General features: G+C 73.2%; 19 protein-coding genes. 8 read left to right on the plus strand and 11 right to left on the minus strand.

Annotated elements, in window-relative coordinates:
* Nucleotides 1-15 precede the first annotated feature (15 nt).
* Nucleotides 16-1,986 (minus strand): FUSC family protein, encoded by a 1,971-nt coding sequence (locus MOV08_RS08850; protein WP_275306934.1) that lies wholly within the window; start codon nt 1,984-1,986, stop codon nt 16-18.
* 259 nt (nt 1,987-2,245) lie between these two features.
* Here MOV08_RS08850 and MOV08_RS08855 point away from each other — a divergent pair, with 259 nt between their 5' ends.
* Nucleotides 2,246-3,352 (plus strand): FAD-dependent oxidoreductase, encoded by a 1,107-nt coding sequence (locus MOV08_RS08855; protein ID WP_275306935.1) that lies wholly within the window; start codon nt 2,246-2,248, stop codon nt 3,350-3,352.
* An 80-nt stretch (nt 3,353-3,432) separates the two neighbouring features.
* Here MOV08_RS08855 and MOV08_RS08860 read toward each other — a convergent pair whose 3' ends face one another.
* Both MOV08_RS08860 and MOV08_RS08865 read right to left on the minus strand, forming a co-directional pair.
* Entirely contained in the window at nt 3,433-4,764 is a 1,332-nt protein-coding gene (locus MOV08_RS08860) for a M14 family metallopeptidase (protein WP_275306936.1), read from the minus strand.
* A gap of 79 nt (nt 4,765-4,843) precedes the next feature.
* Nucleotides 4,844-6,817, minus strand: a complete 1,974-nt coding sequence (locus MOV08_RS08865) for a Xaa-Pro dipeptidyl-peptidase (protein WP_275306937.1) — start codon at nt 6,815-6,817, stop codon at nt 4,844-4,846.
* A 165-nt stretch (nt 6,818-6,982) separates the two neighbouring features.
* Here MOV08_RS08865 and MOV08_RS08870 point away from each other — a divergent pair, with 165 nt between their 5' ends.
* Complete coding sequence (locus MOV08_RS08870; protein ID WP_205368915.1) at nt 6,983-8,485, plus strand: M1 family metallopeptidase; 1,503 nt, start codon at nt 6,983-6,985, stop codon at nt 8,483-8,485.
* Between the two features lie 51 nt (nt 8,486-8,536).
* On the opposite strand, the gene MOV08_RS08875 is transcribed toward MOV08_RS08870, so the two are convergent.
* Nucleotides 8,537-9,382: an oxygenase MpaB family protein gene (locus MOV08_RS08875; RefSeq protein ID WP_275306938.1), complete on the minus strand. Its 846-nt coding sequence runs from the start codon at nt 9,380-9,382 to the stop codon at nt 8,537-8,539.
* 41 nt (nt 9,383-9,423) lie between these two features.
* Complete coding sequence (locus MOV08_RS08880; RefSeq protein WP_275306939.1) at nt 9,424-10,350, minus strand: oxygenase MpaB family protein; 927 nt, start codon at nt 10,348-10,350, stop codon at nt 9,424-9,426.
* Between the two features lie 102 nt (nt 10,351-10,452).
* Between MOV08_RS08880 and MOV08_RS08885 the strand changes: the two genes are divergently transcribed.
* Genes MOV08_RS08885 through MOV08_RS08900 form a run of 4 tightly spaced genes read left to right on the plus strand, consistent with a single transcriptional unit; the run spans nt 10,453 to nt 14,772 of the window.
* A complete protein-coding gene (locus MOV08_RS08885; protein WP_275306940.1) occupies nt 10,453-11,073 on the plus strand; it encodes a DUF6230 family protein in 621 nt (206 codons plus the stop codon).
* Between the two features lie 16 nt (nt 11,074-11,089).
* Nucleotides 11,090-12,382, plus strand: coding sequence for a DUF6114 domain-containing protein (locus tag MOV08_RS08890; RefSeq protein WP_275306941.1), 1,293 nt, complete (start codon nt 11,090-11,092; stop codon nt 12,380-12,382).
* A gap of 39 nt (nt 12,383-12,421) precedes the next feature.
* Nucleotides 12,422-13,303: an oxygenase MpaB family protein gene (locus tag MOV08_RS08895; protein WP_275306942.1), complete on the plus strand. Its 882-nt coding sequence runs from the start codon at nt 12,422-12,424 to the stop codon at nt 13,301-13,303.
* On the plus strand, nt 13,300-14,772 hold the full coding sequence (locus MOV08_RS08900) for an aldehyde dehydrogenase family protein (protein ID WP_039630844.1): 1,473 nt from the start codon (nt 13,300-13,302) through the stop codon (nt 14,770-14,772). The genes MOV08_RS08895 and MOV08_RS08900 overlap by 4 nt, the downstream gene beginning before the upstream one ends.
* An 87-nt stretch (nt 14,773-14,859) precedes the next feature.
* Here the strand turns inward: MOV08_RS08900 and MOV08_RS08905 are convergent, their stop codons facing one another.
* Entirely contained in the window at nt 14,860-15,498 is a 639-nt protein-coding gene (locus MOV08_RS08905) for a TetR/AcrR family transcriptional regulator (protein ID WP_275306943.1), read from the minus strand.
* Between the two features lie 452 nt (nt 15,499-15,950).
* On the opposite strand from MOV08_RS08905, the gene sph reads away from it, so the two are divergent.
* On the plus strand, nt 15,951-16,967 hold the full coding sequence (gene sph / locus MOV08_RS08910; RefSeq protein WP_275306944.1) for a sphingomyelin phosphodiesterase: 1,017 nt from the start codon (nt 15,951-15,953) through the stop codon (nt 16,965-16,967).
* Between the two features lie 76 nt (nt 16,968-17,043).
* Here sph and MOV08_RS08915 read toward each other — a convergent pair whose 3' ends face one another.
* The 3 genes from MOV08_RS08915 to MOV08_RS08925 all read right to left on the minus strand — a co-directional run bounded on the left by MOV08_RS08915 (nt 17,044) and on the right by MOV08_RS08925 (nt 21,068).
* Nucleotides 17,044-17,538, minus strand: coding sequence for a macro domain-containing protein (locus MOV08_RS08915; RefSeq protein ID WP_275306945.1), 495 nt, complete (start codon nt 17,536-17,538; stop codon nt 17,044-17,046).
* Nucleotides 17,539-17,654: 116 nt separating this feature from the next.
* Nucleotides 17,655-19,148 (minus strand): amino acid permease, encoded by a 1,494-nt coding sequence (locus MOV08_RS08920; RefSeq protein ID WP_420834144.1) that lies wholly within the window; start codon nt 19,146-19,148, stop codon nt 17,655-17,657.
* 75 nt (nt 19,149-19,223) lie between these two features.
* The gene (locus MOV08_RS08925; RefSeq protein WP_275306946.1) at nt 19,224-21,068 is read right to left on the minus strand and encodes an AMP-dependent synthetase/ligase; all 1,845 of its coding nucleotides are present in this window, start codon (nt 21,066-21,068) and stop codon (nt 19,224-19,226) included.
* A 134-nt stretch (nt 21,069-21,202) separates the two neighbouring features.
* Here MOV08_RS08925 and MOV08_RS08930 point away from each other — a divergent pair, with 134 nt between their 5' ends.
* Nucleotides 21,203-21,985, plus strand: a complete 783-nt coding sequence (locus tag MOV08_RS08930; protein ID WP_039630855.1) for a MerR family transcriptional regulator — start codon at nt 21,203-21,205, stop codon at nt 21,983-21,985.
* Between the two features lie 36 nt (nt 21,986-22,021).
* Here MOV08_RS08930 and MOV08_RS08935 read toward each other — a convergent pair whose 3' ends face one another.
* Both MOV08_RS08935 and MOV08_RS08940 read right to left on the minus strand, forming a co-directional pair.
* Entirely contained in the window at nt 22,022-24,217 is a 2,196-nt protein-coding gene (locus MOV08_RS08935; RefSeq protein ID WP_039630857.1) for a 3-hydroxyacyl-CoA dehydrogenase NAD-binding domain-containing protein, read from the minus strand.
* Nucleotides 24,218-24,250: 33 nt separating this feature from the next.
* Complete coding sequence (locus tag MOV08_RS08940) at nt 24,251-25,465, minus strand: acetyl-CoA C-acetyltransferase (RefSeq protein ID WP_275306947.1); 1,215 nt, start codon at nt 25,463-25,465, stop codon at nt 24,251-24,253.
* Nucleotides 25,466-25,531 lie beyond the last annotated feature (66 nt).

The raw sequence follows: 25,531 nt of genomic DNA on the forward strand, positions 1-25,531 counted from the left end.
GACCCGGCCGCCGGGTCAGCGGGCGCCGGCGTAGCCGCGCAGCCGCTCCAGTTCCGCGGCGACGTCGGTGAGGGTCGCGCAATCCGGGACCGGCCGCAGTACGGGCGGCGGGGTGCCGGGCGGGCGGCGGCCGGGGTCCTCCAGGGCGTCGGCCATGGCCGAGAGGGCCCGGCAGAGCCGCTCGGCCTCCTCCGGGCCCGGGCGGTGGGCGCCGCGGTCGAGGCGGACGGCGCAGGCGGTGGCGGCGTCCACGATGCGCTCCGCCGCGGTGACCACGGTCGGCCAGTCGGGGCCGGGGTCGCGGGCGGGGTGGAATTCCGCGGCGGCGGTCTCTGCGGCGGCCCGCGCCTGGGCCAGCGTCCGGTAGGCGTGCCGGCGCAGCGCCAGCCGGCGGGTGGCGACGGCTCCGGGGGCGGCCCCCTCGGCGACGGGCGCCGCGGGCCGGGGTTCCAGGACGTAGCGCAGGAAGCGTTCGGTGCTCCGCAGCGCCTCGGTGACCCGGGGGCCGACCCTGCGGCGCGGGTCGGCCAGGTGCGGCAGGTGCCCGACGACGAGCACGATCGCGCAGGCCAGGGAGGTGTCGACGATCCGCTCGGCGGCGGCCTGCCGGGCGCCGCCCACGTACACGAAGGACAGCACCATCAGCGTGATCGCCCCGGTCTGGAGCGCGAAGTGCCGGGTGGCGAACGGCAGCAGCGCACCGCCCGCGCCGGCGATCACGGCGGGCCACCAGCTGCCGGACAGCCAGGCCCCGGCCGCCGCGAAGACCAGGACCCCGGCCGCGGTGCCGGCGAACCGGTTGACCGTGCGGGAGAACAGTGGGCCCAGGTCCGGCTTGACGAGGAAGGTGACGGTCGCCGGGAGCCAGTACCAGTGGTCGGCGCGGAGCAGCAGCGCCACCGCCGCGCTGGCGCCGATGCAGACGGCGACCCGCAGGCCGTAGTCCCGGCCGGCCGGGCCCAGTGCTCCGCGGACTCCCCCGGTCCGGGCGGACGGCAGGTCCTCGCGGGTCGTCGCCGGGGGCAGCGGCCGTTCCCGGGCGAAGGCGACCGCGGCGTCCAGCAGGGCGTGGTCGAAGGCCCCGCGGGCGGCGGAGCTGCGCTCCGGGGCGGAGAGCCGGCCCGGTGACCGGCCGGTGCGCAGCGCCTCGGCGAACCGGCGCGGGCCGGCGGCGACCCGCGCCGGCAGCGGCCGGGCCTCCCACAGCAGCGCGACGCTGGCCTCGCAGAGCGCGGTGGCCGCGGCGAACCGCTCGGCCAGCAGCAGTTCCTCGGGGCGGGCCGGCCGGCGCAGCAGTCGGCTGGTGAGCCGGCGCAGCCGCAGCGCCTCGTCGGCGCGGTCCAGGGCGGCGGTGAGCCGGCGCCTGGCGGGCTCCGCGCCCGGCCCGCCGACCGCCGCCAGGGCGTCGGCGAGCGTGTCGAAGACGGTGGCGACGGCTGCCCGTTCGCCGCTGAGCGGTCCGCCGGCCGGGCGCGGCGAGCGCAGCACGAGCCGCAGCAGGAGCAGCCACAGGCAGCCGGCGAGGACGTAGAGGGCCTTCGTCCAGGGTGCGCCGGGCAGCGGCATGCCCGCGCCGAGGACGGTGGCGGCCAGCATCTGCATGCCGGCGGTGGAGCGCACCGGTCCGGCCACGCTGCCCGCGCCGGAGACGAAGCCGACGGCGCTCAGCGCGGGCACCACCCACCAGCCCGCGTCGGCGGCCCGCAGGGACGCCCCCAGCAGCATGCCGAGTGCGGCGGCCAGGGCGGGCAGGCCGATGTGGACGATGCCGGTGCGCCGGGTGCCCGGGCGGTCGTTGACGCCCGCCAGCATCGAGCCGAGGGCGGTCAGCACGCCGGGGGCCGGGTGCCCGGTGGCGATCCCCGCGGCGAGCAGCGGGCCCGCGCACAGCGTGCCGCGAGCCACCGCCGCCCAGGGCACGGGCAGCCGCTGCCAGCGGAAGGGGTGGGCGAGCCAGGCGGGCACGGCGCGCCGGGGGCGGGGCATGGGTCTCCTCGGACGAGGGCGAAGGCACGGAATACGGGGTGCGCGACCACGGGTGGTCGCGGGCGGATCCGAGGGGCGTCATCGGCCGACGGTGCCGGGCCCCGGTCGGGCCGACGGCACGGGCCGGTCCACCGGGGGCCCCACCAGCGTAAGGTCCCGGATTGTCCGCCTCACGGCCGGAGGGTTACGTCCGCGTCACAGCAGGACAAGATCACGGCGACCGGACCACCGGATGCGGGGCGATGGGGAGGCTGCGGAGATGACGAACGAGCGGTCGGCGGGGACGGGTGGGGCGATCGCCCCGGGGACAGCCGCCCCGGACACGACGGACACGAGCGCGCCGACCCCCACCTCGGCGGCCCCGGACATCTGCGTTGTCGGCGCCGGCGTGATCGGGCTGACGTCGGCGATCGTGCTCGCCGAGGCCGGGTACCGGGTGCGGGTGGTGGCCCGGGAAGCGGCCGACGACACGACCTCCGCGGTGGCCGGCGGTCTGTGCTGGCCGTACCTGATCCGGCCGCACGAGGAGGCGGTCCGCTGGTCGCTGCGCTCGCTGGAGGTGTTCACCGGGCTCGCCGGGCGGCCGGCGGAGACCGGGGCGCGGCTGGTGGCGGGCGTCACGGCGGGGGCGGCGGGGACGGCCGGCGGCGAGCGCGGTCCCGCTCCCGAGGAGGGGCTGGGGGCCTGGTACGCGGCGGTGCCGGGGCTGCGGCCGGCCCGCGCCGAGGAGCTGCCGCCGGGCTGTGGTGCGGGGTGGTGGGCGCGTACGCCGCTGGTGGAGATGCCGGTGCACCTGCGGTATCTGGAGCGACGGCTGGCGGCGGCCGGCGGGACCGTGGTGGCGCGTCCGGTGGCGTCCCTGGCGGAGGCGGCCGACGGCGTCCGGGCGGTGGTGAACTGCTCGGGGCTGGGCGCCCGTGAACTGGTCCCGGATGACGGGGTGCAGCCCGTCCAGGGGCAGTTGGTGATCGTCGAGAATCCGGGCATCGAGGAGTGGTTCACCGTCGCCGACGCGGGCGCGGAGGACGCAGCGAACTCGACGTATCTCCTGCCGCAGCCCTTCGGGCTGGTCCTGGGCGGTACGGCGCGGGAGGGGGCGTGGTCGCGGGAGCCCGATCCGGCGGTGGCGGAGGCGATCGTGGCGCGCTGCGCCCGGTACTTCCCCCAGGTGGCGCGGGCCCGTGTGCTGGCGCACCGGGTGGGGCTGCGGCCGGCCCGCCCGGCGGTGCGGCTCGCGGCGGAACGGCTGCCGGACGGGACGGTGTGCGTGCACAACTACGGCCACGGGGGTGCCGGGGTGACCGTGTCCTGGGGGTGCGCGGACGAGGTGCTGCGCCTGGTGCGGGACGCGGTCGCGCCGGCGTGATCGTGCCCGACCCCTCGCGCCGGACTGGCGGTGCCTGACTGGTCGCGCCTGTTCGGACGTGCCTGTTCGGACGTGCCTGTTCAGCGGCCGATCGGGGTGCCGGCCACGAGCGGGCGGTCGGCGCGTGCGTCCAACAGCAGTGGGACCAGCCCGCGCAGTGACTGGCGCAGCGGGACGGTGGCGCCGCCGTCGCCGTCCCGCCACCAGCGCACGCCGTGTGCCGCCAGGACGGCCCGGGCCCGGGCGAACTGCGCCGCGTCCAGGCGGTAGGCGCGCGGCGGGCGGGTCAGGACCCGGTCCGCGGCCGGGGGTTCGTTGTCGGCGCCGCCGAGGTAGACCGGGCCGTGGTCGGCCAGGCCGGCCGCCCGGGCCGCGGCGGTGACCGCCTCGATGCGCCCTCGGTGCTGCTCGACGAAGGCGAACAGGCCCTTCAGCGCGGCCAGTTGGGAGGTCACCCGGCGGCGGTTGTTCAGCGCCGGGTCGGCCTTCTCGGCGTCCGTGAGGGGGTCCGCGCGGGTTTCCACGAGCTGCCCGAGGGAGCCCTTGATCCCGACGGTGTTGCGCAGGATCCGCTCCTGGCCGTCGCCGGCGACCTGCTTGACGGGGGCGCCGGTCACCGGGTCGGTCCAGATGCCGTAGACGCCGGTGCTGAAGCCGGCCGCCTGGGCGGCGGGGCCGACGAAGTCCGTGGACAGAGTGGCCGAGGCGCGGCGGACGGGGTCCGCCGTGTTGAGGTTGCGCGGCCACAGGGAGAGCAGGTCCTTGACGTAGTACGGCGCCTTGGGCGTGTATTCGTGCAGGTCGTAGACGGTGTCGGGGCGGTAGTCGCGGAGCACCGCGGCCATCGCGCGGGCTTCGGGGGTGGCGAGCGCGAGGTGGTCGCGGTTGATGTCGGTGCCGTCGGCGTTGCCGCGGGTGTCGGCGGCCCGGCCGTCGGGGTTGGCGGTGGGGACGACCAGCACGCTGGTGCGCGCCAGGAAGTGCCGGGTGGCCGGGTCCTGGGCGAAGGCGAGGTCGCGGACGGTGGTCAGGCACGCCTCGCGGCCGGAGGGCTCGTCGCCGTGCTGGGAGCAGATCAGCAGCACGGAGTTGCCGCGCCGGACGTCGGCCGGGCGTTCGGGGGTGGGGGCGCCGATGCGGACCAACCGCAGCGGCCGGCCCTGTGCGGTGGTGCCGATCCGGTCGAGGCGGACCCGGGTCGAGGCTTCCGGGGCCCGGGCGACGGCCGTGAGGAACGCCGCCTCCTCGGACCCGGTGGTCCAGCGGGCGCCGTGGCTGGTCTCGAATCCCGTGCGGGGCAGGGGAGTCGAGGTGGCGCCGGTGGTCGCGGAGGGGGCGAACGCGGCGGTGAGGGCGGCGGCCAGCGCGCCGAGGGCGAGACCGCGGGAGCGGAGGGATCTGAGGGGTGTCACGAGGGTGCCTCCGGGGGTCGGCGACAGGGGGGTGGGCCGCCCCGTGCCCGCGGGGCGGCCCCTGGCCGGACGCTGCCGGTCAGTCTCCGTTCGGTAGCCGGCTGGGGTCCGCCGGCGGGGCGATGCCCTTGAGGCCGGTCCCGGTCGGGCGGTCGACCGCCGGGGTGCCCGCGGTCGCCCGGGCCAGGGCGGGGGCGCCCCCGGTCACCGGCAGCCGGGCGGTGGTGCGGGCCAGGTCGAGGGTGAGCGTGGGGCGGGAGGCGGGCGGGTCGATCAGGTTGGCGTCGGTGCCGCCCACGATGAGCGCGAGCCGGTGTCCGGCGGGCACGACGTGGTCGCTCGCGGCCAGTTGGAGGGTGAGGGTGTAGGGCTTGCCGGGGGTCAGCGGGTGACCGTGCTGCGGGTCGGTGGCGTGGCCGAGGTCGGCCCAACCGCGGCTGAAGACCGTGAAGCCGACCTTGCTGACGTCGGCGGCGGTCTCCTTGAAGCAGCCGGTGTCGCCGGTGGTGCCGGCGCCCCAGCAGGTGCTGTTGGTGCGGGTGACGATGCCCTCGCCGTCGGCGCCGTAGTTCCGGATGGTGTCCGGGCCGAGGTCGACGAGGACCGCGGAGAGGTGGGCACTGGTGGTGCTGGGGGTGGCGGTGACGGTGACCGTGCCGGCGCCGGAGAGCCGCAGCGGCGCGGACAGCGGGCCGGTGGTGAAACCGGCCTTGGCCGGTGTCGCGCGGTCGACGGCGGCGGCCCAGTCGGCCTCGCCCAGCGCCGGGTCGTCGGTGAGGACCGCGGTCTGGCCGGACGGGGCGGGCCGGTTGTTCAGGACGCCGACGCCCGCGGTGGTGCCGGTGCGGGGGTACAGGGGGACCGCGGCGGTGCCGGCCGCGGGCCACCGGGCGTCGGTGGCCCAGGTGTCGGGGGCGCGCTCGACGTCGGCCATCGGGGCGCGCTCGATGCCGTTGTCGTAGCCCATCAGGTAGTGGTCGAACCACTGGTGGAGGGTGCGGACCCAGTCGGCGCGGCGGTAGTCGAAGGGGTCGACGTGGCCGGTCTGGGAGAGCCAGATCTTGCGCTGGACGCCGTGCCGGGCGAGCGCGTCCCACCACTGGCCGAAGTGCTTGGTGCGGACGTTGAGGTCCTGCATGCCGTGGACGAGGAAGACGCTGGCGCGGACCCTGTCGGCGTGCCGGACGTAGTCCCGCTCGGTCCACAGGTCGGTCCAGTCGCCGTTGCGCGGGGCGCCCTCGACGAGCTTGCGCTGGACGGCGGCGCAGTTCTTGTGCGCGGCGGGGCTCTCGACGGCGGCGGCGAGCCCGTCGGGGCCGCCGTCGTAGAGCGCGGCGCCCTGGGCGAAGTAGTAGTCGTACCAGGAGGAGATGCCGGCGATCGGGACGATGGTCTTCAGGCCCGGGACGCCGGTGGCCGCGACGCCGTTGGCGATGGTGGCGTCCCAACTCTTCCCGATCATGCCGGTGTTGCCGTTGGACCAGTCGGCGGTCACGGGTTTGCCGCCGCTGCGGGCGGTGTAGCCGCGGGCCCGGCCGTTCAGCCAGTCGACGACGGCCCTGGCGGACTGGACGTCCGAGCGGCCGCCGACGTCGATGCAGCCGTCGGAGCGGTTGGTCCCGGCCAGGTCGACGAGGACGGTCGCATAGCCGCGGGGCACGAAGTAGTTGTCGTAGAAGAGCGGGAACTGGACCGGGCGGCCCTGGGCGTCGTAGGTCTTCTTCTGGCTCTCGTTGCCGCGCCCGCAGCAGGAGTAGTAGGGGCTGGCATCCATGATCACGGGGACCCGACGGCCCTGCCGGGCGGGTTCGGCGGGCCGGATGATGTCGGCGGCGACTCGGTCGGGGCGGCCGTCGCCGTCGCCGTCGAGGCCGGTGTTCACCCAGACCGTCTCGCGGATGGCGTTGGCGTAGGAGTAGACGGGTTTGCTCTCCCGCGGGGCGGGGGCGGCGGTCACCGCGCCGGGGGCGGCGAGCAGCGCGAGGAGGGCGAGGACGGCGGCGCCGACCAGGGCTTTCCATGGGGTGTGGGGAGGTCCCAATCGTATTGTCACGGGCGGACCGTAGCGCGGGTCAACTCCCGTGCAGAAGGGGGCCGTCAGGGGTGCATGTCGATGAGATGTCGGTCATGTGTCAGATGTGGCCATGGACATGACGCGGTCGCCGATGCGCACATAAGCTCCGTAAGAGATCCACCTCCCCTACGAGTTGGAGGACTCGTGCGTCACAGACTCCTGGTCCCGGGTGCGGCGGCGCTCAGCCTGATGCTGGCGATCCCGGCGTCGGCTGCTTCCCCGGCCGATGTACACGGCACACCCGGTGCCCCCGGCGTGGGCGACAGCTACTACCCCGACAGCGGCAACGGCGGGTACCACGTCTCCCACTACGACCTGCGGCTCAAGTACCAGCCGAAGACGGACCTGTTGGAGGGCACGGCGACCCTGCTCGCCCGGACCACACAGGATCTCTCGCGCTTCAACCTGGACTTCGGCCTGAAGGTCAGCGAGATCCGGGTCAACGGCAAGAAGGCCACCTTCGCCACCTCCGGGAAGCACGAGCTGGAGGTCACTCCGGCCGCGCCGCTGGCGAAGGGCAAGGACATCAGCGTGGTGGTGCGCTACGCGGGCAAGCCCTCCGAGCTGAAGATCGACGGCTTCACCGCCTGGGCCCGGACGCCGGACGGCGGGGTGGTGGCCCAGGAACCGGACTCCGCCGTGTGGTGGTTCCCCAGCAACGACCACCCCACCGACAAGGCGACGTTCGACATCTCCGTCGCGGTGCCGGACGGCACCCAGGCGCTGAGCAACGGCGTGCTGGCCTCGCAGAGCTCCAAGCTCGGCTGGACGCGGTACAACTGGCGCTCGGACAAGCCGCAGGCGACGTACCTGACGACGCTGGCGATCGGGAAGTTCGACATCACCACCGACACCACCGCCGACGGCCTACCGGTGATCAACGCGGTCAGTCCGGACCTGGGCGCCAACCTGGGATCGGCGCGGGCGAGCATCGAGCGCACCACCGAGGTCACCGAGTGGCTGGAGGGCGTCTTCGGCCCGTACCCGTTCAACTCGGTCGGCGGCTACGTCCCCAACGTCCCGGCGCACTACGCGCTGGAGACCCAGACCCGGCCGTTCTACGGCAAGCAGGCGTTCGACAAGGGCACCAACGTCTCGGTGGTGGTGCACGAGCTGGCCCACCAGTGGTACGGCGACAGCGTGTCGCTCAAGGACTGGAAGGACATCTGGCTCAACGAGGGCTTCGCCTCGTACAGCCAGTGGCTGTGGTCGGAGAAGGAGGGCGAGGGCACCGCGCAGCAGCTGGCGGACTACGTCTACGCCCAGCACCCGGCCGACGACGCGTTCTGGACGGTGAAGCCGGGCGACCCGGGCGCGGACAAGCAGTTCGACTCCGCGGTCTACGACCGGGGCGCGCTGGCCCTCCAGGCGCTGCGCAACAAGCTCGGCGACAAGGTGTTCTTCGACATCCTCAAGTCCTGGCCGACGGAGCACCGGTACGGCAACGCCGCGGTCGGGGACTTCGTGAAGTTCGCCGAGCGGAAGTCCGGGCAGCCGCTGGCCGGCTTCTTCGACACCTGGCTGTACCAGCCGACCAAGCCGGCGGCCGGCGCGGGCGCGCGGGCGTTCGCCGCGCAGGGTCTGGTCGCCCAGCCCAAGTCCTGGAAGCAGATCGCGGCCACCCACGACGTGCACGACGGTCACTGACCGGGCGCGGCGGGCGGGGTCGGGGCATGCCCGGCTCCGCCCGTCCGCGGCTCAGCTGCGGGCCGTCCGGCGCTTCCGGCGGGCCCGGCGGGCGATCGGCATGAACCGCAGCCGTTCCGGCAGCACCGGCGTCATCAGCCGCACTGCCAGCCCCAGGCGGCGCAGCCTGCGCTCCTGGGCGGCGGTCCACGGGAGGCCGATGGCGCGCCGGGCGTCCGGCGGCATCAGGCCGATGGTGACGAACCGGCGGAAGCGGGCGAACCCCGGCATGATCGCCGGCCAGGCCAGCCGGAGCAGCAGCCGCAGCCACCAGGGGCCGCGGTCGGGCGCCGGCAGCGGCCGGTCGGTGGCGATCAACTCCCGCACCACCACGGTCTCCGCGATCTCGGTGTCGAGGACCTCGCGGTAGTACGGCCAGAACTCCTCGATGGTCTGCGGCATGTCCCGGTCGTGGATGCCCAGGATCCGGCCGACCTGGAGCCATTCCGCGTAGAGCTGCCGTTCCTGCGCCGGGGTGAAGGGGCGGCCGAGGTAGCGCTGGGCGTGCCGGAAGACGGGGTAGCCGGTGGCGTGCACCCAGGCGTAGTACGCGGGGGTGAGCGCGTGGTACTTCCGGCCGTACGCGTCGGTGCCCTGGATGGACCGGTGCAGCCGGCGCAGCCGCCGGCCCTCCTCGACCGCCTCCGCCCCGCCGTACACCCACAGTTGGAGCGAGGCCAGCGAGCGTTCGCCGCGCCCCCACGGGTCGGTGCGGAAGACCGAGTGGTCGTCCACGCCCGCGCCCACCGCGGGGTGGGCGACCTGCATCGTCAGCGCCGCGGGCAGGGTCAGCAGCGAGCGGACGTCCCCGACCAGCGACCAGAGGACGCCGCCGGGCGGCGGGGGTTCCGGGTCCATGCGTTCTGATGCCGTTCGTGCCGTGTTCATACGGTTGCTCATCATACGGCGGCGCCCAGCGGCCGGCGGGTCCGCGGGTCGGTGCCGGGCCGGTGGGTGTTCCAGTAGGCCAGGAACAGCGCCGGGGCGATCCGCAGCGGCGGCGGCACCGGCGCCATCAGGCAGCGCACCACCCGGGCGAACCGGCGCAGCCGGCGCTGCCGGCGGTCGGTCCAGGCGAGCCCGAACCGCTCGCGGAGGACGGGCGGCAACACGCCGATGGTAACCAGCAGGGCGTAGTGGGCGGCGAGCGCGGCGAACGGCCGCCAGAGCACCGCCGGGGCCCACCACACCGGCGGCTTCTGCGGCCGGGCCAGTTCCGCCAGGACGTCCCGCACCGCGTCGTTGAGCTCCAGCCGCTCGGCCACCACACGGTCGTAGTAGGCACAGAACGACGCCCAGTCGGGCGGCAGGTGATGGTCCTTCAGGCCCCAGACCCGGCCGACGTCCCGCATCTCGCGGTAGTACTCCTCGGTCTCCTCCGCCGTCAGGCCCGGCCCGAAGAGCCGGAGCGCGTCCACCGGGCCGCGGACGAGGGTGGCGTGCACCCAGTGGTACGCCTCGGGGTGCAGCGCGTGGTAGCGGCGGCCCTGCGCGTCGGTGCCCTTCATCTCCCGGTGGACCTCGATCAGCCGCCGGGCCTCGGCGGTGGCCGCGGCCTGCCCGCCGTAGACGACCGTGCCCAGCGAGCCGACGGTGCGCAGGAGTCGTTGCCAGGGCTCGGCGCGGAAGTTCGAGTGAGCGGCCACGCCGGCGCCGACGACGGGGTGCGCGACCTGCAGCAGCAGGAGCTGAGGGGACGTCAAAAAGGCTCGGATGTCGCCGAAATGGCGCCAGGCGACGCCGCCCCGGCGGGGCGACCGGACCTGGGCGGGGAGGCGCCCCGCCGCATGGCCGAAGGGGGTGTCGGATGCTGCCGCGGTGTCCATTCCCGCCTCCTCGCTGAATCCGTGTCAGCAGTGTTGACGCGGCTCGTGAAACAAGTCAATAGTCCTTGTAACATTGACTCACTCCATCGGGAGGTCCCCGAAATGGCCGCGAGCACATGTGAGTTGAGCCCCGAGGGACGGACGCACTGGAAGCGCACCGCCGTGATGCTGGTGCCGAGCACGGCCTGCGTCGGGGCGCTGGTGCTCGCCCTGGCGCAGGGTGCGATGGCGGCCTCCTTTGCGGTGTCCGGCAAGAACTTCAAGGTCTCCGCCGACGAGATCACCGGCCAGGGGATCGCCAGCTTCCCGTCGTCGCTCGGCGGCTCGGACGGCACCGGCCACGCGGTGCTGCTGGCCGGCATCAGGACCGGTACGGCCAAGGGCGTCTGCCTGTCGATGAAGCAGCGACTGCCGTTGGTCGGCGAGGTGTCGCTGCTCGTCCGCTCCGGCGGCGACCGGCCCGTGCGGGGCGAGAACATCGTGGTCGACGCCGACGCGCTCACCAGCAGCGGGGGCCGGGTGACCGGCGTCCAGGCGGGCCGGGACGCCGCCACGCTCACCGGGGCGCCGGGGGTCGACGGGCCGCGCGGACTCTTCGGCGTCCAGGCGACCAGCGCACTGGCGCGCGACGTCAAGAGCACCGCCTGGGCCTCCAACGGCGGGTCGCTCACCCTCGACAAGGTCGAGATCGAGCTCAGCCACTCCGGCAAAGAGTGCTACTAGGGCGCTTGGAGGCTCCGTGCTCACCTTCGTCCTCGGCTTTCTCGCCGAACTCGCCAAGGAGACCGGCAGTTGGCTCGACCGGGTCCTTCCCCTGCCCGGAGTGCGCCGGCCGCTGCGGTCCTGGCGCCGCCGCCGGCCGTTCTGGGCCGGGCTGTGGGCGGTGGCCGGCGGTCTGGAGCTGATCGCCCTGCCGCTCGCGCCGCTGCCGCTGATGCTGAAGGTCGGCATCGGCGCGATGTCCGCGGTCGGCGTCGGCCTGGTGCTGATCGCCGGTGGCCTGTTCTTCGTCTTCGCGCCCGCCCAGCGGATGTTCGTCTCCGTGGTGACGGCCATCGCCTCCCTGGTCTCGCTCGCCACGACCAACCTGGGCGGCTTCGGGGTCGGCTGCGGGCTGGGGCTGCTGGGCTCGTCGATGGCCTTCGGGTGGCTGCCGGACCCGGCGGCACCGGAGTCGGCGGGGACCGGCCGCGGTACGGAAGGGGCGGACGGAACGGCGTCCGCTGCGGGCACCGAGGCGGTGACCGCGCGCCCAAAAGCGCCTGAGGGCCGCGGCGCCCGGCCACCGCGGCCCGGTGCCTGCGCCCTCGCCCTGACGCTCCCGCTCGCCCTCGCCGCCGGACTGCTCACCCCCGCGCCGGCCCGCGCGGCCGACCGCGACCCGCGCGACACGCTGGGCCGGATCCCGCTGCCCTGCCTGACCGGCCTCGACACCGGCGGCGCCGACAACCCCCCGCCCACCGGCCCGCCCCCGTCCGGCGGCGACCGACCGGCGCCCCCGACCCGGACCGCCCGCCCCGGCGAGATCGGCGCCCCCGACGACACGACCGCCCTGGCCCCGCCCGTCGTCGTCGGCGAACAGCCCGGCCCGGGCCGCGCCACCTACCCCGTCAGCCCCTACTACCCCACCGTCGGCGCCACCCGCCTGGCCGCCACCGACGCCCTCGTGCACGGGGCGACGTACCTGCCCACCGCGGGCGGCGGCCGGATCAAGGTCCTCTGGGTGCACGCCGCCCGGATCGTCGCCGACGACTACCGCCTGCGGGTCACCGGCCCCGACGGCACCGACCACCGCCTCCACGTCCAGCTCGACATCCGCGACGTCGACGTCTACGCCACCTACCTCCAGGGCGCCCTGGAGATCCCGTGGCTGAACGTCAGCACCCCGCGGCTCTGCCTCGGCGCGGACGTCGTCCCCGCCAACCTCCCCCTCGCCGTCCGACTGCCCTCGCTCACCCTGCGACCGGTCACCGCGGGCCAGGTGCTCGTCGACGCGGCCGAGGTCCGCTACCGGCTCCTGGGCAGTCACTAGGAGACCGCCGCGCACCTGTCCCCCTCAGGAGGCACTCACATGGGCCGCTACACCCGGCTGCGGGAGATCCGCCGAATGGACCCCGCGCGGGACTTCGAGCAGATCTTCCGCTGGCTCACCCAGTACGAATTCCCGTGGGACTACGCCCAGGGCGTCTCGGTCGCCTTCCTGCGCGACTACGGCGTCCCGCGCATCTCCCAACTCCTCGACCGCACCCAGGAGTTCGAGCGCAACGGACAGAAGCGCCACGACGACACGGTGCTCCTGGGCTACGAGATGGCCGCCAACGGCTTCGACTCCGCCCGGGGGCGCGCCGCCGCCCGGCACCTCAACCGCATCCACGGCAAGTACCGCATCCCCGACGACGACTTCCGCTACGTCCTCGCCACCACCGTCGTCGGCCCCGGGCGCTGGATCGACCGCTACGGCTGGCGCCCCCTGTGCGCCAACGAGAAGGCCGCGCTCGCCCTGGTCGGCCACAAGCTCGCCGAGCTGATGGGCATCCCCGACGCGCCCCGCACCATGGCCGGCTACGAGAAGCTCCTCGACGACTACGAGGCTGCGATGTTCGCCTACGACCCGGCCAACCACCGGGTCGCCAACGCCACCTTCCGGGTCATGGCCTCCTGGTACCCGGCCGCCCTCCGCCCCGCCGTCGCCCGCTTCTCCCTCGCCCTGCTGGACGAACCCCTGCTGCGCGCCCTCGGATTCCCCGTGCAGCCGCCCTGGTTACGGACCCTGGCCCACCGCGCGCTCCGCGCCCGGGCCACCGTGGTCCGGCTGCTGCCCGCCCGGCCCGACTCCCGGCCCGGACTGTCCCGGCCCCGCTCCTACCCCTTCGGCTACACCCTCGACGACCTCGGGCCCGCCTGGGCCCAGCACCGTCCGCTCCGCCCGCTGCCCCGTGAGGACACCCGATGACCGTACTGATCTCCCGTTCCCCGCTCACCGGCGAACCGGTCGGCGAGCATCCCGTGCACGGCCCCGAGGAGGTCCGGGCCGCCGTCGGCCGGGCCCGGGAGGCGGCCCGCGCCTGGGCGGCCTGCGGGTGGGCGGGCCGCCGCGCCCGCCTGCTCGCCTGGAAGCGGTCGTTGGCCCGCCGGCTGCCCGAACTGGCCGAGTCGATCTCCGCCGAGACCGGCAAGCCGCCGCACGACGCCCGCGCCGAGGTGCTGCTCGCCCTCGTCCACCTGGACTGGGCCGCCCGCAACGCCCGCCGCGTCCTGGGCCGCCGCCGCGTCCCCTCCGGCCCGCTCGCCGTCCACCAGCGCGCGCTGCTCGCCCACCGCCCCCTGGGGGTGATAGGCGTCATCGGCCCCTGGAACTACCCCCTCTACACCCCCATGGGCTCCCTCGGCTACGCCCTCGCCGCGGGCAACGCGGTGGTCTTCAAACCCTCCGAACTCACCCCGGGCGTCGGCGTGTTGCTCGCCGAAACGCTCGCCGAGGCGGTCCCCGACCGACCCCACCTCCTCCAGACCGTCACCGGCCGCGGCGCCACCGGCGAGGCCCTGGCCCGCGCCGGCGTCGACAAGGTCGCCTTCACCGGTTCCCCGGCCACCGCCCGCAAGGTCGCCGCGGTCTGCGCCGAGCGGCTGACCCCGCTGCTCGTCGAATGCGGCGGCAAGGACGCCGTCCTCGTCGACAGCAGCGCGGACCTGGACGCCGCGGCCGACGCCATCGTCTGGGGTGCCATGGCCAACGCCGGCCAGACGTGCGCCGGCGTGGAACGGGTCTACGCCGTCGCCCCGATCCACGCCGCGCTCTGCGAACGGATCGTGCACCGTGCCCGCGCCCTGCGACCCGGCTCCGGCCCCGACGCCGCCTACGGCCCGATCACCCTCCCCGCCCAACTCACCACCGTCGAGCGCCACCTCAAGGACGCCCTGGCCGCCGGCGCCCGCGCCCTGCTGGGCGGCCCGGAGTCGCTCCGCCCGCCCTACGCCGACCCGGTCGTCCTGGCCGACGTCCCCGAGGACTCCCCCGCCATGCGCGAGGAGACCTTCGGACCGGTCGTCGCGGTCAACGCCGTCCGCGACCTCGACGAGGCGGTGGCCCGCGCCAACGCCTCCGACTACGCGCTAGGCGCGGCGGTCTTCATCGGCGACCGCCGCACCGGCCTGGCCCTCGCGCAGCGCCTCGACTCCGGTGCGGTGTCGGTCAATTCCGTCCTCGGCTTCGCCGCCGTCCCGGCCCTCCCCTTCGGCGGTTCCGGCGCCTCCGGCCACGGCCGCATCCACGGCGCCGAGGGCCTCCGCGCCTTCACCGCCCCTCAAGCGCTCACCGTCCGCCGCTTCCGTCCCCCGGTGGACCTGACGTCGTTCACGACCCCGGGGCGCCGAGCGACACGCGCGATCGAGGCGGGCCGCTGGCTGCACAGCCGCCGCTAGTGTCCTGAGTCGGGGACCGGGCCCATCGGTCAGCCCGGGCCCCAGCACCTCCTACGCACCGTCCGCCCCCTACCTGTCTCCCGTCCCTCACCGATTCAGCAGGGGCATGAGATAGCGCCGCGCGAACTCCCGCGCCTTCTCGTCGTCGTCCAGTTCGAAGCAACTCACCGGATTGAGCAGGAAGGACACGGTGATCCGCACCATCAGCTCGGCCACCGCCACCGGATCCCCGCTCTCCTGCTCGTCCCCTTCCTCCCCCGTCACCCGTCGCGCCCGCCGCAAGTGCCCCGCCAGATACCCCCGCATCGCGAGGAAGGAGGGCCCGCTCTCCACCGTCAGATACGGCAGCATCGTCTCCGGCTCCAACCGCATCAGGCCGCCGATCAGCGGATGCCCCCGGATCAGCCGCAGGACGGCGGCGAACCCCTCCACCATCCGCTCCTCCATCGTGGGCAGTCCGGCCACCGCCGCGTCCACCTCGGCGACGAACTGGCGGTACTCCCGCAGCAGCACCCGCTGCACCAGCTCGTCCTTGTTGCCCACCCGCCGGTACACCGTGACCCGGGAGACCCCGGCCCGTTTGGCGACGTCATCGACCGTGGACCGCCGCAGCCCGAAGGTCATGAACTGCTCCCGCGCCGCGTCCAGGACCCTCTCCGTCAGCGCGCCGCCGTCCCCCGGGGCCCGCTCCAACGCCCGGGCCGGCAGCTTCCGTTCGTCCCCCATCGGTCCCCCTTCTCGCACCCGAGGCCCACCACCGTCACCGGAACCGTCACCGTGTCCGTGACCGTGTCCGTCCGACGCAGCCGTCAGCGACAAAGACACTAACCGAATCACTTTGTAACGACGGCCTGTCCGGGCGGCATCCCATGACCCGGTGCGCCCACGACCTCCCCCCGGCCGAGTGCTGTCCATCGCGACACGGGAACGGCACCTCAGGACGGCCGTGGCGTCGACCGTCCACCGCGGGACCAACGACATCCGGCGCGCGATCTTCAGCAAGTGCCTCGGTCTGTCAATCTTCCGCCCACCGAGAGGTTACCTAGAAGTAACTCCAGCTGGTTTGATGTGCGTCGCCGGTTCATCACCCCCCTGCACGTACTCCACTCCACGTACCCCACTGCACGTGGCTCGCTTCGAGTCCCCCACCCCAAGTCCCCCCTCTGTCGGGAGTTTCAGTGCCGCACTCCGCGCTGCGCACGTCCCGGGTCGCCGCGATCGCCGTGGCCCTCGCCGCCACACTGGCCGTCGCGTCCCCCACCGCGTCGGCCGTGACCCCGTCGGCCGCGGCCGGCCCCACCGGATCCCCGTCGGCCGCGAGCGCGCCCCGGCTCAAGGTGCTGACCTACAACACCTTCCTGATGAGCAAGAACCTCTATCCCAACTGGGGCCAGGACCACCGCGCACAGGCCATCGCCTCCGCGGACTTCTTCCACGGCAACGACGTCGTCGTGCTCCAGGAAGCCTTCGACAACTCCTCCTCCGACGCACTGAAGTCGCAGGCCGCCGCGGAGTACCCGCACCAGACGCCGGTGGTCGGCCGCAGCCGGAGCGGGTGGGACGCCACCGGTGGCGCCTACTCCGCCGTCACGCCCGAGGACGGCGGGGTGACGCTGCTGAGCAAGTGGCCCGTGCTGCGCAAGGAGCAGTACATCTACAAGGACGCCTGCGGTTCGGACTCCTTCTCCAACAAGGGCTTCGTCTATGCGGTGTTGGACGTCAACGGCACCAAGGTGCATGTGGTCGGCACCCACACCCAGTCCACCGACTCGGGCTGCAAGGCGGGGGAGGCGGCGGCCGACCGCGCCAAGCAGCTCAAGGAGATGGACGCCTTCCTCGATGCCAAGAACATCCCGGCGGACGAGGAGATCATGGTCGCCGGCGACATGAACATCGACTCCCACGGCTCGGAGTACGACGCGCTGCTGGCCAACGCCGACCTGGCTCCCGCGGACAGCCGCACGGGCCACCCGTACTCCTTCGACACCCAGGAGAACTCGATCGCCGCGTACCGCTACCCGAACGACCCCCGCGAGGACCTGGACTATGTGCTGTTCCGCAACGGCCATGCCCGGCCGACCGGTTGGCGGAACACCGTGATCAAGGAGCAGTCGGCGCCCTGGACCGTCTCCAGCTGGGGCAAGGACTACACCTACACCAACCTCTCCGACCACTATCCGGTCGTCAGCGGCTGACCGACCCGGCAGGGCGGCGGATCGGCCTCGGCAGCCGATCCGCCGGCCCGCCGGACGGCCCGCCCTCCCGGGACCGTCAGTGGTCGTAGACCGTCACGGCAACCCCGCGGCCGATCAGCCGCTGGGTTATCAGCGGCTCCACCCGGGACCACTTCCCGCCCGCCAACCCGCAGCCGATCCGCGGCATATGGACCGAGGCACCCAGCTCCAGCGCCTTGTCCGCGACCCGGCCGAGCCCGGCCGCTATCGCCTCGTACCGCACCGGCACGCCCTTGCTGCCGATCCTCGTACCCCGTTGCCCGACGACATTGGCCACCCACAGATGCTCATCGACCGACACGAACTGGACGGCGCCCAGCCCGAAGTCGTTGCGTGCCCGCTCGCGGTGCCAGCGGCGGTAGGCCCGCTCCGGCTCCGGCCAGCGGCGGGAGAGGGCGAGCACGAAGCCCTTGCCCCAGCCCCCGAGGTCGTTGCAGACGTGCACGATCATTTTGACGCCCTTGCCCTGAGGCGCGGTGGCATCACCCTTGAGGTAGGTGATGGCGGCGTCGATCCCCGTTTTCTCAGCCATGACCCCACGGTAAGGGCGACCACTGACAACGGGCCCGGACACACGAGGGCGGCCACGGCGACCCTCCGGTCCTCCGCGGCCGCCCTCCGCTGTGCGGGCGTGCGTCCTCGCCTGGACTACTCGGCGAGTTCGCGCTCCTCGGCGATCCGGCGGACCCGTCCGCGGACCGCGAACCAGCCGCCGACCAGCGCCGCGGCGAGCACCGGGATCAGCAGCACGGTCTGCCGGCCGACGCCGTCGTCGAACCACATCAGCACGATGACGCCGAGCAGGAAGACGATGGTGGCGATGTCGGTGACCGGCGTGCCCGGCAGGCGGAAGCGCGGGCGCTCGACCAGGCCCTCCTTGGCGCGGCGGACGAACACCATGTGACAGACCATGATCGTGCACCAGGTGCTGATGATGCCCAGCGCCGCAATGTTGATCACGATCTCGAACGCCTTGCCCGGCAGCCAGTAGTTGAGCCCGACACCGAGCACACACACCGCGGAGGTGAGCATGATGCCGCCGTACGGCACCTGGTTGCGGTTCATCCGCCCGGCGAACTTCGGCGCGGAGCCCGCCATGGACATCGAGCGCAGGATACGGCCGGTGGAGTACAGCCCGGAGTTCAGGCTGGACATCGCCGCGGTGAGCACGACGAGGTTCATCACGTCGCCGGCGTGCGGGATGCCGACGTGGGACAGCACGGTGACGAAGGGGCTCTCGTTGGCGCTGAACATGTTCCACGGCAGCAGCATGGCCAGCAGGATCACCGAGCCGACGTAGAAGATGCCGACCCGCCACATGATCGAGTTCACGGCCTTGGGCACGACCTTGTGCGGCTCGCTGGTCTCACCGGCGGTGACGCCGACCAGTTCGACGGCGGAGTAGGCGAACACGACGCCCTGGAGCACGATCACCACGGGGAGCAGACCGGTCGGGAAGATACCGCCGTGGTCGGTGATCAGGTTCAGGCCCGGAGTGTGCCCGTCGACGGGGTGGTGAGTGGCCAGCAGGAAGATCCCGATGAACATGAAGACGACCAGCGCCGCGACCTTGATGATCGCGAACCAGAACTCCATCTCACCGAAAATCTTCACCGAGATCAGGTTGATCGAGAGCACCACCGCCAGCGCGATCATCGCCATCACCCACTGCGGGATGCTGGTGAACATGCTCCAGTAGTGGGTGTACAGGGCGATCGCGGTGATGTCGGCGATACCGGTCGTGGACCAGTTCACGACGTACATCCAGCCGGCGACGTAGGCGCCCTTCTCCCCCAGGAACTCCCGCGCGTAGGAGACGAACGAGCCGGACGACGGGCGGTGTACGACGAGTTCGCCGAGCGCTCGGACGACGAAGAAGGCGAACAGACCGCAGACCGCGTAGGCGACGGCCAGAGCGGGACCGGCGGAGTGCAGTCGGCCACCCGCGCCCAGGAAGAGGCCGGTGCCGATCGCGCCGCCGATGGCGATCATGTTGATGTGCCGGCCCTTGAGGCCCTTGCTGTATCCGGCGTCCCCCGCATCCTGCCGGATCCCGCTCCCCCCGTCCGATGGCCGCTGGGCTTCATCCACGACGGTTTCTGTGCTCACTACTGGTTTCTCACTTTCGGAGCGCTTGGCCATGGCCGGTACCGCGGATTGCGCGAACGGCCAGTCGCACACCTTCCACGAGTTGCGCCGCCCCGTCTGTGTGCGAGATCACATGGCGTACATTCGCTCCAGGATTCGTCCGTATTTGTGGCGAATAACACCGCGCCGGAGTTTCAGCGACGGCGTTAGTTCGCCAGATTCCGGACCCCATTCCTCGCCCAGCAAGGAAAATCGCTTGACCTGTTCCGTGCGATTCAGCCGATTGTTGGCCGCCGCCACGCCCCGCTCGACCTCCGCACGGACGGCCGGATGCCGGGCCAGTTCCGCGAGGCTCCCCGCGATGCCGTGCCGGGCCGCCCAGGCCGGAGCCAGCTCCGGATCCAGCACCAGCAGCGCCACCAGGTACGACCGGCCGTCGCCGTGCACCAGGGCCTGCCCGACGAGCGGATGCTCTTTGAGGGCGTTCTCGACCAGCGCCGGCGAGACGTTCTTGCCGGTCGACGTCACGATCATTTCCTTCTTGCGGTCGGTCAGCCAGAGGAAGCCGTCCGCGTCGATCCGGCCGATGTCGCCGGTGCGGAACCAGCCGTCCGCGCCGGTGGCCGGCTCCACCGTCCCGTCGGCCCGGAGGTACCCGGCGCACACCGTCCGGCCGCGCACCTCGATCTCGCCGTCCGCGGCCGTACGCACCTCCAGCCCGGCCAGCGGCCGGCCCACCGAGCCCAGCCGGAAGCCGCCGGGGCCGTTGGTCGTGGCCACCCCCACCGTCTCGGTCAGCCCCCACGCGTCCATGATCACGATGCCGAATCCGGCCCAGAACCGCACCACCTCCGGCGGCATCGGCGCGGAGGCGCTCGCCGTCCACACCAGCCGGTCGAAGCCGGCCGCCGCCAGCAGCGGGTCCAGCACCTGCGCCTTCGCGGTGGCGTACGCCGCCGCCAGCGCGGCGGGCGGCTGCTCCCCGCGCTCCCGGTGGGCGACATGGGCGCGGGCGGTCTCGGCCGCCGCCGCCACGGCCTGCCGATGCTCGGCGGGAAGCTCCGCCAGCGCGGCCCGGACGGCCGCCGCCAGCTTCTCCCACACCCGCGGCACCCCGAAGAACTGCGCCGGCCGCAGCTCACGGGCGGTCGGCGCGACGGCCGCCGGATCCGCGCACAAGTAGACGTGCGAGGCCCGGAAGACCGGCAGGTAGAGGCCCAGCATCCGCTCGGCGATGTGCGCGAAGGGCAGGTAGCACAGGTGCGCGGCGTGGTCCGGCAGCTCGACGACGCCGTCCAGCGCCAGCGCGTTCAGCAGCACATGGCGGTGACTGACCACCACCCCCTTGGGGTCACCGGTCGTGCCGGAGGTATAGACCACGGTGAGGGTGTCGCCGGCGTCGCCGTGCCGCCAGGCGGCCTCGAACTCCCCGGGGGCGTACGCCTCGGCGCCACGGGCCGCCACCGCGGCGAAGCTCTCGTACCGGCCCGCCGCCCCGCGACCGGCGACCGGCGGCCCGTCCGCAGGTTCGACGACCACCAGCCGCTCCAGCCGCGCCGCCGCATCGTCGAGCAGCGGCTCCCAGCGCGCCCGCTCCCGGGGGCCCTCCACCACGGCCAGGCGGGCCCGGCTGTGCCGGGCGATATGCGCGATCTGGCCCGGTGCGGCGGTGCCGTAGACCGTGACGGGCACCGCGCCCAGATGTACCAGGGCGAGGTCGCCGAGCCAGTGCTCGGGGCGGTTGCCCATCATGAGCAGGACGATCTCCCCGCGGCGGACGCCGAGCGCCCGGAACCCGGCGGCCAGTTCACCGATCCGGCGGCGGGCCGCCGCCCAACTCAGCGTCCGCCAACCGCCGTCCGGGCCGCGCCAGGACAGGGCCGGCCGTGCGCCGTGGTCCTCGGCGTTGCGCAACAACAGGGCGGGCAGCGTGAGTTCGCCCGGCTCACCGGGCATACGCAGGAGCGTGGTCATGGCGGCCTCCCGAGGGTGTGGGCCTGATCTGCGGACCGTATGGAGGACCCAGGCCCTGCCCGAAGGGGGCCCGGCTGCGCGCTGAGCGGTGAAGAAGGTTTCACAGGACTGGTGAGACAGCAATACTGTTGAACATGATGGAGTCCGCCCCCGGCCTGACCGTCGACGAGCTCGCCGCCCGCGCCGGCGTCACGGTCCGCACGATCCGCTTCTACAGCACCCGCGGCCTGCTGCCGCCGCCCGAGATCGGCCCGCGGCGGGTCGGCCGCTACGGCCCGGACCACCTCTCGCGGCTCGCGCTGATCGAGGAACTCCAGCACCAGGGCCTGACCCTGTCCGCCATCGAACGCTACCTGGCGCAGCTGCCGCCCGATCTCAGCGCCCAGGACCTGGCCATCCACCGCGCCCTGGTGGCGAGCTGGATCCCGGACCAGGCGGAGGACGCCACCCGGGACCAGCTGGAGCGACGGGTCGGCCGGCAGCTCACCGAGGAGGACCTCGACCGACTGGCCGCGATGAACGTCCTGGTGCGCACCGAGGATCCGGAGGTCTTCCGGGTCGATCCGGGGCTGCTGCACCTGGGGACGCGGCTGCTCGACGTGCCGATCGCGCTGGAGACGATCCTGGCGGCGCGCACCGTCGTCATCGAGCACACCCGCTCGGCGGCCCGGGAGCTCGGCCGGCTGTTCAAGGACGAGGTGTGGGAGCCGTACCGGGACGGCGGGCCGGACGCGGAGGAGGTGGCGCGGATGAAGTCGCTGTCGGCCCATATGCAGCCGATGGTGGTGCAGGCACTGGTCACCGCCTTCCAACGGTCGATGAAGGAAGAGCTGCGGGAGTGGCTCGGCAAGGGCACGCCCGAGGGCCGGGCGGAACACGGCGGCCGGGGCGAGCGCGGCGGCGCGGACGCGGGGTGACGGGGGCGGGCCGCGACGGCCCGCCCCCGCGCACGCTCAGTCGCTGAACTTCTCGCCCCGCTCGGCCTTTTCGACCAGCAGCGCGGAGGGCGCGAACCGGTCGCCGTAGGCCGCCTGGAGCTCCCGGGCACGGGCCACGAACCCGGGCAGACCGACGAGTTCCTCCCGGCCCGGCCCACCCTGGTAGCCGTTGATGTACTGGAGCACACCGCCGGTCCAGCCCGGGAAGCCGATGCCGAAGATGGAGCCGATGTTGGCGTCGGCTACGGACGTCAACACGCCCTCCTCCAGGCAGCGGACGGTGTCCAGCGCCTCGGAGAACAGCATCCGCTCCTGCATGTCCCGGAACGGGATGACGGCGCCCTCCCGCTGGAAGTGCTCGCGCAGCCCCGGCCACAGGCCGACCCGCTTGCCGTCGTCGCCGTACGCGTAGAAGCCCGCGCCGCCGCTGCGACCGGGGCGCCCGAACTCGTCCACCATGCGGTCGATGACGGCGTCGGCCGGGTGCGGCTGCCAGGTGCCGCCGGCCTCCTCCACGGCGCGCCTGGTCTCGTTGCGGATCTTGCGCGGGAGGGTGAGGGTGAGCTCGTCCATCAGGGACAGCACCTTGGCCGGGTAGCCGGCCTGGGCCGCGGCCTGTTCGACCGAGGCCGGGTCGAGGCCCTCGCCGATCATCGCCACGCCCTCGTTGATGAAGTGGCCGATGACGCGGGAGGTGAAGAAGCCGCGCGAGTCGTTGACGACGATCGGCGTCTTCTTGATCTGGCGCACCAGGTCGAAGGCGCGGGCCAGCGCCTCGTCACCGGTCCGCTCGCCCTTGATGATCTCCACCAGCGGCATCTTGTCGACCGGCGAGAAGAAGTGCAGGCCGATGAAGTCGGCGTCCCGCTCGACGCCTTCGGCCAGCAGCGTGATGGGCAGGGTGGAGGTGTTGGAGCACAGCAGCGCGTCGGGCCCGACGATGTGCTGGATCTCCTTGAACACCTTGTGCTTGAGGGCGACGTCCTCGAAGACCGCCTCGATGACCGCGTCGCAGCCGGCGAGGTCGGCGGGCTCGGCGGTGGGGGTGATCCGGGCCAGCAGCTCGTCGCGCTGCGCCTCGGTGGTCCGCCCCTTGGCCAGCGCCTTGGCGAGCAGCCCCTCGGAGTACTCCTTGCCCCGCTCGGCCGCCTCCAGGGTGACGTCCTTGAGGACGACCTCGATGCCCGCCCTGGCACAGGCGTAGGCGATGCCCGCGCCCATCATGCCGGCGCCGAGGACGCCGACCTTCCGGACCGTGCGCGGCTCGATGCCCTTGGGGCGGTTGGCACCGGAGTTGACGGCCTGGAGGTCGAAGAAGAACGCCTGGATCATGTTCTTGGAGACCTGGCCGGTGACCAGCTCGACGAAGTAGCGCGCCTCGATGGTCTGCGCGGTCTCGAAGTCGACCTGGGAGCCCTCGACGGCCGCGGCGAGGATGTTGCGCGGCGCCGGGTAGGGCGCGCCGTTGAGCTGCTTCTTGAGGTTGGCGGGGAACGCCGGGAGGTTGGCGGCGAACTTCGGGTGGGCCGGGGTGCCACCGGGGATCTTGTAGCCCTTGACGTCCCACGGCTGCTGGGACTCGGGGTGGGCGTCGATGAACTCCCGCGCCTTGACGAGTAGTTCCTCGGGGGTCGCGGCGACCTCGTGGATCAGCCCGTTGTCCTTGGCGCGGGTGGCGTTGTACTGGGTGCCCTGGAGGAGCACCTTCAGCAGCGCGTCGGTGATGCCCAGCAGCCGGACCGTGCGGGTGACGCCGCCGCCGGCGGGCAGCAGGCCGAGGGTGACCTCGGGCAGGCCGATCTTGGTACCGGGGGTGTCCAGGGCGACACGGTGGTGGCAGGCCAGGGCGATCTCGTAACCACCGCCCAGCGCGGCGCCGTTGATGGCGGCGACGACGGGCTTGCCGAGCGTCTCGATCCGCCGCAGGTCGCGCTTGATGCCGTTGCCCGCCTCGAACGCCTGCTGCGCCTGGGCGGGGGTGACGGCGATCAGGTCGCGCAGGTCGCCGCCGGCGAAGAAGGTCTTCTTGGCGGAGGTGAAGATGATGCCGCGGATCCCGTCCTTCTCGGCCTCCAGGCGGTCGGCGACCGCGGTGAGGGAGGTCTTGAAGGCGTTGTTCATGGTGTTGGCGGACTGGTCGGGGTCGTCCAGGACCAGGGTGACGACGCCGGTCTCGTCCTGCTCCCAGCGAATGGTGGTGGATTCACTCATGGTTGGTACTCCGTGGTGGGCGGGACGAGGGGGTCAGAGACGCTCGACGACGGTGGCGACGCCCATGCCGCCGCCGACGCAGAGGGTGGCGAGGCCGTAGCGCTTGTCCTGCCGCTCCAGCTCGTCGACGAGGGTGCCGAGGATCATCGCGCCGGTGGCGCCGAGGGGGTGGCCCAGGGCGATGGCGCCGCCGTTGACGTTGACCTTGTCCAGGCTGAGGCCCATGTCCTTGACGAAGCGCAGGACGACCGCGGCGAACGCCTCGTTGATCTCGACCAGGTCGATGTCGTCGACGGTCAGACCGGCCTTGGCCAGGGCCTTGCGGCTGGCGGGCGCGGGGCCGGTGAGCATGATCGTCGGCTCGGAGCCGGAGACCGCGGCGGAGACGATGCGGGCCCGCGGGGTCAGGCCGTAGCGCTCGCCGACCTCCTTGGAGCCGATGGCGACCAGTGCGGCGCCGTCCACGATGCCGGAGGAGTTGCCGGCGTGGTGGACGTGGTCGATCTTCTCGACCCAGTGGTACTTCTGGAGGGCGACCGCGTCGAAGCCGCCGGCCTCGCCGATGGCGGCGAAGGACGGCTTCAGGCCGGCCAGCGAGTCGGCGGTGGTGCCGGGGCGCAGATGCTCGTCGTGGTCGAGGACGACCAGGCCGTTGCGGTCCAGGACGGGAACGACGGAGCGCTCGAAGCGGGCGTCCTTCCAGGCCGCGGCGGCCCGCTCCTGGGAGAGCGCGGCGTACTCGTCGACATCGCGGCGGGTGTAGCCCTCGATGGTGGCGATGAGGTCGGCGCTGATGCCCTGCGGGACGAAGCCGGTGTCGAAGTTGGTCATCGGGTCGGCGAACCAGGCACCGCCGTCGGAGGCCATCGGGACCCGCGACATCGACTCGACGCCGCCGGCCAGGACGAGGTCCTCCCAACCCGAACGGACCTTGGCCGCCGCCATGTTGACGGCTTCGAGCCCGGAGGCACAGAAGCGGTTCTCCTGTACGCCGGCGACGGTGTCGGGCAGGCCGGCGGCGATCGCGGCGATCCGGGCGATGTCGGAGCCCTGGTCGCCGACCGGTCCGACGACGCCCAGCACGATGTCGTCGATCGCGGCCGGGTCCAGGTCGGGGAAGCGCCGCCGCACCTCGTGGATCAGGCCGACGACCAGGTCGATCGGCTTGGTGCCGTGCAGCGCGCCATTGGCCTTGCCGCGGCCGCGGGGGGTGCGGACCGCGTCGTACACATACGCTTCGGTGCTCACTGAAAAGCCTTTCTTCGCGGCCCGGGGTCGGGGGCCCGCGGGGTCAGCCGCTGATGTCATGCCCCG

Source organism: Streptomyces yunnanensis (assembly GCF_029011865.1).
Lineage (GTDB): Bacteria > Actinomycetota > Actinomycetes > Streptomycetales > Streptomycetaceae > Streptomyces > Streptomyces yunnanensis.